General features: G+C 62.5%; 12 protein-coding genes. 3 read left to right on the top strand and 9 right to left on the bottom strand.

Features of this window, described 5'->3' with window-relative positions:
- The first annotated feature begins 261 nt into the window (after positions 1-261).
- Entirely contained in the window at positions 262-1,683 is a 1,422-nt protein-coding gene (locus GUY40_RS10590) for a DegQ family serine endoprotease (protein ID WP_371924778.1), read from the top strand.
- Positions 1,684-1,877: 194 nt separating this feature from the next.
- Here the strand turns inward: GUY40_RS10590 and GUY40_RS10585 are convergent, their stop codons facing one another.
- The 4 genes from GUY40_RS10585 to GUY40_RS10570 form a co-directional block, all read right to left on the bottom strand.
- The gene (locus GUY40_RS10585) at positions 1,878-2,255 is read right to left on the bottom strand and encodes a hypothetical protein (RefSeq protein WP_166568905.1); all 378 of its coding nucleotides are present in this window, start codon (positions 2,253-2,255) and stop codon (positions 1,878-1,880) included.
- Positions 2,256-2,294: 39 nt separating this feature from the next.
- Positions 2,295-3,104: a putative RNA methyltransferase gene (locus GUY40_RS10580; protein WP_166568904.1), complete on the bottom strand. Its 810-nt coding sequence runs from the start codon at positions 3,102-3,104 to the stop codon at positions 2,295-2,297.
- A complete protein-coding gene (dapE, locus tag GUY40_RS10575) occupies positions 3,104-4,255 on the bottom strand; it encodes a succinyl-diaminopimelate desuccinylase (protein ID WP_166568903.1) in 1,152 nt (383 codons plus the stop codon). The genes GUY40_RS10580 and dapE overlap by 1 nt, the downstream gene beginning before the upstream one ends.
- Positions 4,256-4,352: 97 nt before the next feature.
- Complete coding sequence (locus tag GUY40_RS10570) at positions 4,353-6,944, bottom strand: glycosyltransferase (protein ID WP_166568902.1); 2,592 nt, start codon at positions 6,942-6,944, stop codon at positions 4,353-4,355.
- 314 nt (positions 6,945-7,258) lie between these two features.
- Between GUY40_RS10570 and tcdA the strand changes: the two genes are divergently transcribed.
- Complete coding sequence (gene tcdA / locus GUY40_RS10565; protein ID WP_166568901.1) at positions 7,259-8,086, top strand: tRNA cyclic N6-threonylcarbamoyladenosine(37) synthase TcdA; 828 nt, start codon at positions 7,259-7,261, stop codon at positions 8,084-8,086.
- On the opposite strand, the gene GUY40_RS10560 is transcribed toward tcdA, so the two are convergent.
- The 4 genes from GUY40_RS10560 to GUY40_RS10545 are packed head-to-tail and all read right to left on the bottom strand — an operon-like array spanning position 8,065 to position 11,157.
- Positions 8,065-8,475 carry a SufE family protein gene (locus tag GUY40_RS10560; protein WP_166568900.1) on the bottom strand — a complete coding sequence of 137 codons (411 nt, stop codon included), beginning with the start codon at positions 8,473-8,475 and terminating at the stop codon, positions 8,065-8,067. The two genes, tcdA and GUY40_RS10560, sit on opposite strands and share 22 nt — an antisense overlap.
- Positions 8,472-9,677, bottom strand: coding sequence for an aminotransferase class V-fold PLP-dependent enzyme (locus tag GUY40_RS10555; RefSeq protein WP_166568961.1), 1,206 nt, complete (start codon positions 9,675-9,677; stop codon positions 8,472-8,474). Before GUY40_RS10555 ends, GUY40_RS10560 begins: the two co-directional genes overlap by 4 nt.
- A gap of 53 nt (positions 9,678-9,730) precedes the next feature.
- Entirely contained in the window at positions 9,731-10,765 is a 1,035-nt protein-coding gene (gene dapD / locus GUY40_RS10550; RefSeq protein ID WP_166568899.1) for a 2,3,4,5-tetrahydropyridine-2,6-dicarboxylate N-succinyltransferase, read from the bottom strand.
- A 44-nt stretch (positions 10,766-10,809) separates the two neighbouring features.
- Entirely contained in the window at positions 10,810-11,157 is a 348-nt protein-coding gene (locus GUY40_RS10545; RefSeq protein ID WP_166568898.1) for an ArsC family reductase, read from the bottom strand.
- Between the two features lie 334 nt (positions 11,158-11,491).
- Here GUY40_RS10545 and GUY40_RS10540 point away from each other — a divergent pair, with 334 nt between their 5' ends.
- Positions 11,492-13,147, top strand: a complete 1,656-nt coding sequence (locus GUY40_RS10540) for a Na+/H+ antiporter (RefSeq protein ID WP_166568897.1) — start codon at positions 11,492-11,494, stop codon at positions 13,145-13,147.
- 94 nt (positions 13,148-13,241) lie between these two features.
- On the opposite strand, the gene dapC is transcribed toward GUY40_RS10540, so the two are convergent.
- The gene (gene dapC, locus GUY40_RS10535; RefSeq protein WP_166568896.1) at positions 13,242-14,435 is read right to left on the bottom strand and encodes a succinyldiaminopimelate transaminase; all 1,194 of its coding nucleotides are present in this window, start codon (positions 14,433-14,435) and stop codon (positions 13,242-13,244) included.
- Between the last annotated feature and the right edge of the window lie 24 nt (positions 14,436-14,459).

Raw genomic sequence — 14,459 nt, 5'->3', positions numbered from 1 at the left:
CCACGGATTTGGCTGACGCGAGGTGGCCCATGCCCCTTGCGCGTCTGAGAGGCCGACATGTTTGGTGAGCATTGCGGGTTGCAAAATACTGAAAATTTTTCTATAGGTCAGGTCCTCCAGGGTCTGGCCTTGTTTGCTTTTGACAGCAATGTACAAGCCGACGCGTAAACCTGGTCTCAGCCTTCGGGGTGGGTCCGGGTTTTTTGCGTTTGCAGGGCCCTAATGCTTAACCATGCTCGTTTTGACGGGAGCCGTATGTCGATACCACGCTTGAAATCCTATCTAACACTGTTCGCCGCCTTGCTGATGCTCGGCCAGGTGGTCACGGCCCAGGCTGAAGCCTTGCCTGACTTTACGACGCTGGTCGAGCAAGCCTCGCCTGCCGTGGTGAACATCAGTACGCGCCAGAAGCTGCCAGAGCGTAAAGCTTCGGCGCAGATGCCCGACCTGGAAGGCCTGCCGCCCGGTATTCGCGAGTTCTTCGAACGCAACATGCCGCAGCAGCCGCGCCCGCCGCGTGGTGATCGTCAGCGCGAAGCCCAGTCGCTGGGCTCGGGTTTCATCATTTCCGCCGACGGCTATGTACTGACCAACAACCACGTAATCGAAGGCGCTGACGAAATCGTCGTGCGCCTGTCCGACCGCAGCGAGTTGCAAGCCAAGCTGGTGGGGACCGATCCGCGTACCGACGTGGCCCTGCTGAAGATCGAAGGCAACAACCTGCCGATCGTCAAGCTGGGCGACTCCAACAAGCTGAAGGTCGGTGAGTGGGTACTGGCCATCGGTTCGCCGTTCGGCTTCGACCATTCGGTCACCAAGGGCATCGTCAGCGCCAAGGGCCGGACCCTGCCGAACGACACCTATGTGCCGTTCATCCAGACCGACGTGGCGATCAACCCGGGTAACTCCGGTGGCCCGCTGTTCAACATGGACGGCGAAGTCGTGGGGATCAACTCGCAGATCTTCACCCGTTCCGGCGGCTTTATGGGCCTGTCGTTCGCGATCCCGATCGACGTCGCGCTGGACGTCTCCAACCAGCTGAAGAAGGACGGCAAGGTCAGCCGTGGCTGGCTGGGCGTGGTGATTCAGGAGGTCAACAAGGACCTGGCTGAATCTTTCGGTCTGGACAAGCCAGCCGGTGCGCTGGTCGCCCAGGTCCTGGAAGACGGCCCGGCGGCCAAGGGTGGCCTGCAAGTGGGTGACGTGATCCTGAGCATGAACGGCCAGCCGATTGTCATGTCTGCTGACCTGCCGCACCTGGTCGGTAGCCTCAAGGATGGCGCCAAGGCCAGCCTGGAAGTGATCCGTGAAGGCAAGCGCAAAAACCTGGATATCACTGTCGGCGCATTGCCTGACGAAGATCTGGACCTTGCCAGCAGCGGCAAGGGTGGCGTCGAGCGCAGCAGCAACCGCCTGGGTGTTTCCGTCACTGACCTGAGCAGCGACCAGCAGAAAGCCCTGGACCTCAAGGGCGGCGTGGTGATCAAGGAAGTGCTGGACGGCCCGGCCGCGCTGATCGGCCTGCAGCCGGGTGATGTGATCACCCACCTGAACAACCAGGCAATCCTCTCGGCCAGGAGCTTTACCGAAATCGCCAAGGAACTACCGAAAAACCGTTCGGTGTCCATGCGCGTGTTGCGTCAGGGGCGTGCGAGCTTCATCACCTTCAAGCTGGCTGAATAAGCCTGGGTGAATGAAAAAAAGGGGGCGGTCATCACTGACCGCCCCTTTTTACCTGAAGATCACTTTAATGTGGGAGCGGATTTATCCGCGAATAGCTTCGCTGCGGTTCGCCTGATACACCGTGGGGAAGCTATTCGCGGATAAATCCGCTCCCACATTCTCTGCTCAGCATTTGGCTTGTATCAGACCTCAATTCAAGACGTACGCCAGGTAATTTCCTCTTCCCCGTCGGCACTGATCCTTACCCAGCGATCGGCATCGTCCTCGCCTTCTTCTTCAACCCAGCTCCCCGGCGCACAGCGCACCTCGACGTTCAACGCGGCAAACGCGGCGCGGGCGCAGGCGATGTCGTCTTCCCACGGGGTCTGGTCGCTTTCCAGGTACAGGCTGTTCCATTTGCCGACGGCCTTGGGCAGCCAGGTGACCGGCACGCCGGCAGCGCTGCACTTCCAGGTCTGGCCCTTCTGCACCCACTCGGAGCAAGGCCCCAGGGCGCTGCCGAGCCAGGCGGCGATGGCCTTGTGGTCGACGTCGGCGTCTTTGAGGTAAATCTCGATATCGGGCTGGCGCATGGACATCCTCACGGGGTGGTTGAACAATCCATTCGCGGATTATTGCAGGACAAAATAATCGTAACGCATCGACACCGTCACCTCGAAAGGCTCGACTTGCTCGATGACCTGCGCCCGGCGCTCGGCGCTGGCGCGCCAGCCATGCGGCGTCATGGCCAGCAGATTGGCGCGCGCCTGGCTGTCGGCCAGGCTCAAGGTGAAACGCAGGGTCTCGCTGTGGGCATGCTGCATGCCCGCCGGGACCTGTGCCAAGTGCTTGTCATCGACGTAATCGCGCACTTCATCGTAGAGCTTCTCGCGCAGCTCGATCAGGTGCTCGCTGGTCGGGCCAACCCGCATCAAACCGCCCCCCGGGCTGAGCAGACGCTTGGCTTCGTTCCAGTCCAGAGGGCTGAAGACGCTGGCCAGAAATTGGCAACTGGCATCGGCCAAAGGGATGCGCGCCATGCTTGCCACCAGCCAGGTGACGGCCGGGTTGCGTCGGCAGGCACGTTTGACGGCCTCGCGGGAGATATCCAGCGCATAGCCTTGGGCCTGGGGCAGGGCGTCGGCGATCTGGGCCGTGTAATAGCCCTCGCCACAGCCGATATCCAGCCACTGCGAGGGCGCACGTTCGGCGGCCAGCTCTGCGAGGCGGCGGGCGACCGGCGCATAATGACCGGCGTTGAGGAAGTCGCGGCGGGCTTCGACCATGGCCTGATTGTCGCCCGGGTCGCGGCTGTTCTTGTGCTGCACCGGCAACAGGTTCAGGTAGCCCTGGCGGGCGCGGTCGAAACGATGGCCGGCCGGGCAGGCCACGCCGTTGTCCAGCGCCGCCAGGGCGGCGCTGCAAATCGGGCAAGTGAGCATCAGGCAAGCAGCTTGATCAGGGTGTGGTAGTAGATCTCGGTCAGCACATCCAGGTCGCTGGCCAATACGCGTTCGTTGACCTGGTGGATGGTGGCGTTGACCGGGCCCAGTTCGACGACTTGCGTGCCGAGAGTGGCGATAAAGCGTCCGTCGGAGGTGCCGCCGCTGGTGGATGCCTGGGTTTCACGGCCGGTGATCTGTTTGATACTGGCCGACACCGCGTCGAGCAGGGCGCCCGGCTCGGTCAGGAACGGCAGGCCGGACAGTGCCCAGTCGATGTGCCAGTCCAGCTCGTGCTTGTCCAGGATCGCCGCCACGCGCTGCTGCAGGACTTCGACGGTGGATTCGGTGGAGAAGCGGAAGTTGAACAGCGCCACCAGCTCACCGGCGATGACGTTGGTCGCGCCCGTGCCGGCATTGACGTTGGAAATCTGGAAGCTGGTGGGCGGGAAGAACGCATTGCCGTGATCCCAATGCTCGGCGGCCAGTTCTGCCAACGCCGGAGCGGCCAGGTGAATCGGGTTCTTGGCCAGGTGCGGGTAGGCTACATGGCCTTGAACCCCGCGCACTGTCAGTTTGGCGCCCAGCGAGCCGCGACGACCGTTCTTGACCACGTCACCGACCAGCGAAGTGCTCGACGGCTCGCCGACAATGCACCAGTCCAGGCGCTCCTTGCGCGCGGCCAGGCGCTCGACGACGGCTTTGGTGCCGTGGTGGGCCGGGCCTTCTTCGTCGCTGGTGATCAGGAAGGTGACCTTGCCCTTGTGGTTCGGGTAGTCGGCGACAAAGCGCTCGGCGGCCACTGTCATGGCGGCCAGGCTGCCTTTCATGTCGGCCGCGCCGCGCCCGCAGAGCATGCCGTGCTCGTCGATCAGGGCATCGAACGGGTCGTTCTGCCAGGCCTGGACCGGGCCGGTTGGCACGACGTCGGTGTGGCCGGCGAAGCACAGTACCGGGCCGTCTTGAGTGCCGTGGGAAGCCCAGAAGTTATCGACGTCTTCGATCCGCATCGGCTCCAGCGTGAAGCCTGCTTCGCCCAGTCGCTGCATCATCAGCTTCTGGCAGTCGGCGTCGACTGGCGTGACCGACGGACGGCGGATCAGGTCGCAGGCCAGTTGAAGGGTAGGCGAGAGGTCGGCTGGGGCCGTCATGGGGAAACTCCGAAAGCAAAGGCTGGGGCGCAGAAAAGGCCGATATCTTAAAGCAAAAACGGCGGCCAAAGGCCGCCGTTTAGTCCGTGCGCCGATTTTATCCGGCGGTCGCAGGTTCCGTTGCATCCGCAGGCTTGGGCAGCGACGACAACATCGCCATGATCAGCGCTGCCAGGTACGGCAGCGACTGCACCAGCAGCATGGCCACCCAGAAGCGCATGTCCGAGCTGGGCAGGCCCTGAACCAGGTAGATACCCAGGGCAGCGCCCCACAACAGCAGCATGATGAACAGCTCTTCACGGGCTTCGGAAAGTGCCACGAACAGGCCATGGCTGTCGGCGTTTTTCGGGGTGCGGAAGAACGGGATGCTGCTGGTGAAGAACCCGTACAGCACGGCCTTCGCGATGGTGTGCGACAAGGCCAGCCCCGCCAGCGCAGCCGCGAAGGCATCCTTGAGGTTGACCCCAACGGCGCGGCGGTACAGGAACAGGATCTTGCCGACCTTGAAGAAAAACAACGCCAATGGCGGGATCGCGAAGATCAGCAGCGGCGGGTCGACCCGTTGCGGCACGATAATCATCGCCGCCGACCAGAGCAGGGCGCCGACGGTGAAGAAGATATTCATGCCATCGGCCACCCAGGGCAGCCAGCCTGCGAGGAAGTGATAACGCTGGCCACGGGTCAGCTCGGTGTCCTTGCCACGCAACAGGCTCGCCGTGTGGCGCTTGATGATCTGGATCGCGCCATAGGCCCAGCGAAAGCGCTGCTTCTTGAAGTCGATAAAGGTATCGGGCATCAGGCCCTTGCCGTAGCTGTTGTGCGAATAGGCGGCCGAGTAGCCCTTTTCGAACACACGCAGACCCAGCTCGGCGTCTTCGCAAATGCACCAGTCAGCCCAGCCCAGCTCTTCGAGCACCGAGCGGCGGGTCATGGTCATGGTGCCGTGCTGGATGATTGCATCACGGTCGTTACGGGTGACCATGCCGATATGGAAGAAGCCCTTGTATTCGGAGTAGCAGAGCTTCTTGAAGGTGCTTTCGTTCTGGTCGCGGTAGTCCTGCGGCGACTGCACCACGGCGATTTTCGGGTCGGCGAAGTGCGGCACCATGTGCTTGAGCCAGTTACGGTCCACGCAGTAGTCCGAGTCGATCACCGCGATCACTTCGGCGTCTTTGGCGGTGTGCGGGATCAGGTAGTTCAGCGCGCCGCCCTTGAAGCCTGCCAGGGGCGATACGTGGAAGAACTTGAAGCGTTCGCCCAGGGTTTCGCAGTGGGCCTTGATCGGCTCCCAGACAGCCGGGTCCTTGGTGTTGTTGTCGATGATCAGGACTTCAAAGTCCGGATAGTCGAGGTTGGCCAGGGCATTGAGGGTCTGTTTGACCATCTCTGGCGGCTCGTTGTAGCACGGCACGTGCACCGAGACTTTGGGTCGGTAGGCGGTGTCGGTGTGCACCGGCAGGAATTCGCGCCGACGCTTGTGAATCCATACCGCCTCGGCCAATTCGTGCGCTTCGGTCAGCAAGACGATAAACACGCCCAGCGCCCCGAGCGCGAGCAAGAAGCCCACCGTCAGGCTGAACCAGGTGCTGTATTGCTGGCTGTAGTCATAACCGATCCACACCAGTACCGAACCGCACAGGAAGGCGATAAAGGTCAGGAAGGTGCGCCCGCGCTGACGCAGGGCCGAACCGTCGATCAACAGCAGCGCCAGCGACAGCATGGCCAACACCACCGAGCCTACAGCCAGCACGCGCCACTGTGGAATCGCCACCACTGGGCCTTCGAAGTTGAATTTCTGCTGGCGAGCGCCGTTGAACACGCCCCAGTAAGCGCCCACCGAGCCTTCGTCGCTGACTTTCCACGGCTGGTCGTAGGCTTCGATGACAAAGTAGTTGTAGCCCTGGCGGTTGAGCTTGTTCACCAGCGTGCGCAGGTAAATCGCCTGGTCGGCCGGGGTCGCATCGGCGCCGCCACGCATGCGGCCGTTGCTTGGCCAGCCCACTTCAGACAGCAGCAGCGGCTTTTTCGGGAACAGCTGCTTGAGGTCACGGGCGCGGTCGAGGACGAACTGGCCGGCGTCCTTCATGGGGATAAACTCCCAGTAAGGCAGGACGTGAGCGGCAATCAGGTCGACGTGCTTGGCCAGTTCAGGGTGTTCTTTCCAGATATGCCATTGCTCGGAGGTGGTGACCGGTACCTTGACCGCCGCCCGGACCCGATCCAGATACTTGATCAGCTCTTCGGGGGTGATTTCCTTGCGGAACAGCGCTTCGTTACCCACCGTCACCCGCACGACGCTGCGCGAGGTGTTGGCCAATTCGATAGCGCGGGTGACCTCGCGCTCGTTGCGTTCCTGGTCCGGGCTAATCCAGATCCCCAGGGTTACTCGCAGGCCGAATTCTTCGGCCAGGCGCGGAATATCCCCCAGCGAGCCGTCAACCGAATAAATCCGGATGCTGTCGGTCAACTTGCTCATCTGTTCCATGTCCTGACGCATTTCATCGTCAGACGGGTACTGATTCTTTTGCGGGGTTTGTCCAAGGCGGAACGGTGAGTAGGAAAAGCCGGAGATCTGCTCAGGCCAGTCGGGTGCTGACACAGGGCGGTTGATCAGCGCCCAGAACCCTGTGAACAGCGCGGCGATCGCCACGACAATCACCAGGTTGATTCCAAATTTACGCGATGACATAGGTCGTTCGAATTCCAAAGGGGGAAGCGGGCGGGGCGGCGTCCTGCCTGCGTTAATCCGGGTATACAGCGCACAAAAAGCCGGTGCGATTTGTAGGCTGGACATTGGATTTGTTGCAACGGACTAAGTTCGCTTGCCCGCGCATTTGTCGTCCAGGTCTGTGCGACAGTCGAACTATTAAAGCAGGATTACGCCCAAGGCTGGTAATTGGCTGGCCGGCCGGCGGGTTTCCGTTGGGCACCCGGTTCCACGTGCAAGGTGCTCTCTTGGGCGTTGCGGCCTATAATGCGCGCCGGTTTTTTCGGGTTCAGGTCATGAGTACAGAAGATCCACGGTTTGCTGGCGTTGCCCGTTTGTATGGGGTCGATGGCTTGCAGCGGCTGCGCGACGCCCATGTGGCGATTGTCGGCATTGGCGGCGTCGGTTCCTGGGCGGCGGAAGCGATGGCGCGCAGCGGTGTCGGCGAGATTTCCCTGTTTGACCTGGACGACGTCTGTGTCAGCAACACCAACCGTCAGTTGCACGCACTGGAAGGCAATGTCGGTCAGGCCAAGGTCGAGGTCATGGCCGAGCGGCTGCGGGCGATCAATCCGGCTTGCACGGTCCACGCGGTGACTGATTTCGTTACCCGCGAAACCATGGCCGAGTACATTCATAACGATCTTGATTGCGTGATCGACTGCATCGACGCCGTCAATTCCAAGGCGGCACTGATCGCCTGGTGCAAGCGTCGCAAGATCCAGGTCATCACCACCGGCGGCGCCGGCGGGCAGATCGACCCGACCCAGATTCGCGTGGGTGACCTGAACCGCACCTTCAACGACCCGCTGGCCTCCAAGGTGCGTTCGACCTTGCGTCGGGACTGGAACTTCTCTCGCACGGTCAACCGCAACTACAGCGTGCCGTGCGTGTTTTCCACCGAGCAACTGCGCTATCCCAAGCCTGATGGCGGCATCTGCCTGCAGAAGAGCTTTGTCGGCGATGGGGTCAAGCTGGACTGCGCCGGTGGTTTTGGCGCGGTGATGATGGTGACGGCGACCTTTGGCATGGTCGCCGCCAGCAAGGCGGTCGAGAAACTGATCTCGGGCGTGCGTCGTCCGTCTGACCGGCAAAAGCCGGATCAGCCACCCGCCGCCAGTTGACCCATGCGTTGCAGCACGGCATTCAGGCCGTTGCTGCGCGACGGCGACAGTTGCCGGCCCAGGCCCAACTGGGTGAACCACTCGGCCAGATCCAATTGACCCAGTTCGGTGCTGGAAAGCCCTTCGACCCGCACCAACAGCAACGCCAACAAGCCCCGAATCAGGCGGGCATCACTGCTGGCGTTGAATTGCCATCGGCCGTTTTCCTGGCGTGCCACCAGCCAGACCTTGCTTTCACAGCCGTGCACCTGATGCTCCGGGGTTTTCTCGCTGTCGGCCAGCGGCTGCAGGCGTTCACCCCATTGCATCAGCAGGCGCGCGCGTTGTTCCCAGCCGGCCGCCTGGCTGAAGCTGTCGAGCGCGGTTTGGGCGTGTTCGGGCAGGCTCATCGCAACAGCTCCAGGGCTTGATCCAGGGCATCAAAGAAGCGCTTCAAGTCTTCGGAGTCGTTGTACAGGGCCAGCGACACCCGCACGGCACCTGACAATCCGAGGCTTTTCAGCAGCGGCATGGCGCAGTGATGGCCGGCGCGCACGGCAATGCCTTGTTCGGTCAGCAGGTGCGAAAGGTCGGCGTTATGAACCCCTTCAACGACAAAACTGGCCAGTGCCAGCTGCGGCCGGCCGAGCAGGCGCACGCCCTCGCGTTCGCCCAGGCCGCGCAGCAGGTGCGTATGCAGCAGGGCTTCATGGCGCAGGACGGCATCCTGATCAAGGCTGGCCAGGTAATCCAGTGTTGCACCCAGGCCGATCACACTGGCGATCGGTGGCGTGCCGGCCTCGAAGCCCAGCGGTGCAGGTCGGAAGGTTGCGCTCTGATAGTCAGCGTCGGCGACCATTTCGCCACCGAACTGCCAGTGTCCAAGCCGTGCCAGTGCCTCGCTTCGGCCGTAGAGCACGCCCAGGCCGTCGGGCCCGTAGAGCTTGTGGCTGGAGAACACATAAAAATCGCAACCCAATTGAGTCACGTCATGGCGACCATGGACCACGCCTTGGGCGCCATCGACCACGGTCATGGCACCTTGCGCCTTGGCCAGCGCGATCAGTGCTTCAAGCGGCTGCCAGGCGCCCAGTACGTTGGACAGTTGGCTGACGGCGACGAGGCGAGTGCGAGGACCGATCAGCGTGCTGGCAGCGGCCAGGTCGATGATGCCGTTCGCGTTGAGCGGCAGCACCACCAGCTTGAGCCCCTGGCGCAGGGCCAGTTGCTGCCAGGGCAGCAGGTTGGCATGGTGCTCCAGGGCGCTGATGACGATTTCATCACCGGCAACGAAGTGCTCCTGCAGGCCGTACGCCAGCAGGTTCAGTGCTGATGTCGCGCCGTGGGTAAAGATGATCTGTTGAGCGCTGGCTGCGTTGAGCCAGCGTGCGACCTTTTCCCGGCTGTCTTCGAACGCTTGGGTCGCGAGCGCGCCGGGCAGGTGCTGGGCACGGTGCACATTGGCAGCACCATGGCTGTAGTAATGGGAGAGGGCATCAAGCAGGGCTTGGGGCTTCTGCGTGGTGGCGGCGCTGTCCAGGTAGGTCTGGTGCTGCCGTTGCAGGGCGGCGATGGCGGGAAAGTCCGCACGCCACGGGGAAAGCTGGAACATGATGATCGGGCCCTGGGCATCGAGCCCGGCGCAGGCCGGGCTCGATTGGCCACTCAGTTGTGAGCGTGCAGCGCTTCGTTCAGCTCGATGGCCGACTTGTGGGTTTTGCATTCCACAGCGCCGGAAACCGAGTTGCGACGGAACAGCAGGTCAGGCTGGCCAGCCAGGTCGCGGGCCTTGACGACCTTGACCAGTTGGTTCTGCTCGTCGAGCAGGGCAACCTTGGTGCCCGCGGTGATGTACAGGCCGGCTTCGACGGTGTTGCGGTCGCCCAGCGGGATACCGATACCGGCGTTGGCGCCGATCAGGCAGCCTTCGCCGACCTTGATCACGATGTTGCCGCCACCGGAAAGGGTGCCCATGGTCGAGCAACCGCCGCCCAGGTCTGAACCCTTGCCGACGAAGACGCCGGCCGAAACACGGCCTTCGATCATGCCCGGGCCTTCGGTGCCAGCGTTAAAGTTGACGAAGCCTTCGTGCATGATGGTGGTGCCTTCGCCGATGTAGGCACCCAGGCGTACGCGGGCGCTGTCGGCGATACGCACGCCGGTCGGCACGACGTAGTCGGTCATTTTCGGGAACTTGTCCACCGAGAAAACTTCCAGCAGCTCGCCTTTGAGGCGTGCTTCCAGTTGCAGCTCGGCCAGTTCGCTCAGGTCCACCGCGCCCTGGCTGGTCCAGGCAACGTTCGGCAGCAGCGGGAAGATACCGGCCAGGCTCAGGCCGTGTGGCTTGGCCAGGCGGTGCGACAGCAGGTGCAACTTCAGGTAAGCCTCAGGCGTGGAGGTCAGCGCTGCATCTTCGGCCAGCAGGGTAGCGACCAGCGGCTTGTGGCTTTCGGCCAGGCGGGTCAGCAGGGCAGCCTGTGCAGGGTCGATGGCCTTGACGGCCTCGGCCAGCTGCGAGGCCTGGGCGGTGGTGAAGGTGATGGCCTGGTTGCCTTCGGTGTAACCCAGCAGGGGTGCGACAGCGGCGACCAGTTCGGCCGACGGATTGACCAAGGGTTGTGCATAGAAGACTTCCAGCCAGGCGCCTTGACGGTTCTGGGTGCCGACACCAAAGGCCAGGCTGAACAGAGTGTTGGACATGCAGTTACCTCGTTGCGATAAGAGTGGGCGCTTGTTACCGGTCGTCAGTTGACCGCCGCCGCATAAATGTCAGGTTTGAAGCCAATCAGCGTTCGCCCGCCCAGATCGAGCACCGGGCGCTTGATCATGGACGGTTGCGCGAGCATCAGTTCGATGGCCCTGGCCTGATCGAGGTCGGCCTTCTGCGCATCGTCGAGCTTGCGGAAGGTGGTGCCGGCGCGGTTGAGGACGACTTCCCAGCCGTGCTCGTCGCACCAGCGGGTCAGGTGCGCACGGTCGATACCGACGCTTTTGTAGTCGTGGAAGCTGTAGCTGGCGTTGTGTTCATCGAGCCAGGTTCGCGCTTTTTTCATGGTGTCGCAGGCTTTGATGCCGAAGAGAATGTAAGCCATTGATTCATACGAGGTGCCCGGCTGACCGGACGTCCTCACAGTCTCCTTAAACGAATCGCCGAATTATGCGACATCGATCCACTCGGCGCCACGGCTTGGTGGCGGTCATTTTTGCCCCGCCGAGGCAGGCGCCCAATTTAATCCGTCAATATTGCAGTTGCACGCGTGTTGTGTGGTGTCCCTAACCCGTTGATTCCAAGGATTTTGTAGTATTCAGTAACATGTTATCTGGCCATCTGCGACTTTTGTGCAGCGGCCGGACCGGGGCCTCAGTCGCTACTATGAGTCTTTGGGGCATGTGCCCCTGTTTGGAAGACGAGGGGATCCCTGCCTTATGCAGTCTGCTTATACCGTGCTGATCCTGCTGATGCTGGTCAGTGTCTCCAGATTGCTCGGGCGGGTGATCCCCTTGCCCTTGCCACTGGTTCAGATTGGCGCGGGAGCATTGTTGGCGTGGCCGACGCTGGGGCTGCATGTGGCCCTGGACCCTGAATTGTTTCTTTTCCTGTTCTTGCCGCCGCTGCTGTTTTCCGATGGCTGGCGGATGCCCAAGGCAGACTTCTGGCGCCTGCGTGGGCCGATCCTGACCCTGGCGGTTGGCCTGGTGTTGTTCACGGTGGTGGGGGCGGGGTATTTCATCCATTGGCTGATGCCGACTATTCCCTTGCCGGTAGCCTTTGCCCTGGCGGCCGTGCTGTCGCCCACCGACGCCGTCGCCGTGTCGGCTATTTCCCAGGATCGTTTGCCGGTGCCCTTGATGCGCATGCTGCAGGGCGAGGCGTTGATGAACGATGCGTCGGGCCTGGTGACCTTCAAGTTCGCGCTGGCCGCCGCCATTACCGGGGTGTTTTCGCTGGCCGAGGCCAGCCTGGCGTTTGTGCTGGTGGCCTGTGGCGGCCTGGCCATCGGCGTGGCCCTGAGTTGGGTGGTCGGGCGGTTGCGTTCATGGATGATCGCCCGAGGCTGGGACGACCCGGCCACCCATGTGGTGTTCATGTTGCTGTTGCCCTTCGCGGCCTATGTATTGGCCGAGCGGCTGGGCGCTTCGGGGATTCTGTCGGCTGTGGCGGCGGGGATGATGCAAAGCTGGGTTGATTTGCTGCCACGCCAGACCAGCACCCGGCTCTTGAATCGCAGCGTCTGGTCGCTGCTGGAGTTCGTCTTCAACGGATTGATTTTCCTGTTGCTGGGCTTGCAGCTTCCGGACATCGTCAAGGCCGTTGCCAGCCATGAAACTTCCTTGTGGCCGACGCTGCTGTGGCGCTGCCTGGATGTGGCGGCGATCTTCCTGGTGCTGATGGTTTTGCGCTTCGTCTGGGTGCAGGGTGTCTGGCGCCTGATCAATAAAATGCGGCACTGGCGCGGCAAGGAAAACCTGGCCATGGTGCCCAATGCGCGCTCGTGCCTGTTGCTGACCCTGGGCGGTGTACGTGGGGCAGTGACCCTGGCAGGCGTGATGTCAGTGCCCTTGCTGCTGGCGCCGGGCGCTGCCTTTCCGGAGCGAGACCTGCTGATTTTCATTGCTGCAGGGGTGATTCTGCTGTCGTTGGTGGCGGCTTGCATCAGCTTGCCGCTGCTGCTGCGCGGCATTCCCAAAAGCCAGGATGATGCCTTGCGCGATCACGTGCGCGATGCCTGGCGGCGCACCGCCCAGGCGGCGATTCGCGCCCTGGAAGTGGATGAAACACCTGATCCGGCGGCGACCCAGGATGCGACCCAAGCGGCGCAGGCGGCTCTGGCGGCGGAAGTGAAAGCACGGGTGATGGCCGAATACCGGCATCAGCTGGAAGTGTTCAATGATTCGGCCCAGGCCCAGGCGCTGGCCTGGCAGATGGATCAGCTGGAGCGCCGCTTGCGCCTGCGGGCGCTGAAGGCTCAGCGCCTGGAGCTGTACAAGCTGCGGCGTCATCACAAGATCGGTGATGAGGTGTTGCGGCAGGTGCTGGGCGAACTCGATATGAGCGAGGCCAGCCTGGGGCAGCTTAAGTAGGAGCCGAGCTTGCTCGCGATGGCATCGCCGCGGTGTAACGGAAATACCGCGGTGAGGCCATCGCGAGCAAGCTCTGCTCCTACACGTGTTCGGGTTAGCCTTTGAGGAAATCGCGAATCCGCTCAGCTGCCTCGACGCACTCGGCCAACGGCGCAACCAGCGCCATCCGCACACGACCTGCCCCCGGGTTCACGCCGTCGACTTCGCGCGACAGGTACGAGCCCGGCACGACGGTCACGTGCTGTTGTTCAAACAGGCCGCGGCAGAACTCGGCATCGTCCATCGGCACTTTTGCCCACAGGTAGAAGCCACCATCCGGTTTCTGCACATCCAACACCGGGGCGAGGATCTCCAGTACAGCGTCGAACTTCTCGCGGTACAAGGCGCGGTTGGCGCGCACGTGGACCTCATCGTTCCAGGCGGCAATGCTCGCCAGTTGGGTTTGTACCGGCATGGCGCAGCCGTGGTAAGTGCGGTATAGCAAGAAGTCCTTGAGGATATCCGCATCACCGGCCACGAAGCCTGAGCGCAGGCCTGGCAGGTTGGAGCGCTTGGACAGACTGTGGAATACCACGCAACGCTTGAAGTCGCTGCGGCCCAGCGCTGCGCAGGCACTCAGCAGGCCGGGCGGCGGGGTTTGTTCGTCGAAGTACAGCTCGCTGTAGCACTCGTCGGCGGCGATCACGAAATCGTACTGGTCGGCGAGGGCAATCAGCTTCTTCAGGGTTTCCAGCGGGATCAGTGCCCCGGTCGGGTTGCCGGGCGAGCACAGGAAGAGAATCTGGCAACGCTTCCAGACATCAGCCGAGACGGCATCGAAATCCGGGTTGAAGCCGTTTTCATCCAGGCATGGCAGGTAGTGTGGCTGGGCGCCAGCCAGCAGGGCGGCACCTTCGTAGATCTGGTAGAACGGGTTCGGGCTGACCACCAGCCCGTCAGCACTGCGATTGACCACTGCCTGAGTGAAAGAGAACAGCGCTTCGCGGGTGCCATTGACCGGCAGCACATGGCGAGCCGGGTCGAGCCAGCCGGCTGGCACCTGGAAGCGACGCTCGCACCAGCTGGCAATCGCTTCGCGCAGGGCAGGAATGCCCAGCGTGGTCGGATATACCGCCATCTGCTCAAGGTTGGCCGACAGCGCTTCGGCGACAAAGCTTGGCGAGCGGTGCTTGGGCTCGCCGATCGACAGCGCGATGGCGCGCTTGTCGGCCGCCGGTTTCACGCTGCCGAGCAGCGCGCGCAGTTTCTCGAACGGGTAGGGCTGAAGCTGGGTCAAAGCATTGTTCATTCGGGTCGGGTCTCGCGGATGATC

It is taken from the genome of Pseudomonas sp. R5(2019) (genome assembly GCF_009905435.1).
In the GTDB taxonomy this organism is placed as follows: Bacteria; Pseudomonadota; Gammaproteobacteria; order Pseudomonadales; family Pseudomonadaceae; genus Aquipseudomonas.
Note: the sequence above shows the minus strand (reverse complement) of the source record. Positions and strands in the feature narration are given on the sequence as shown.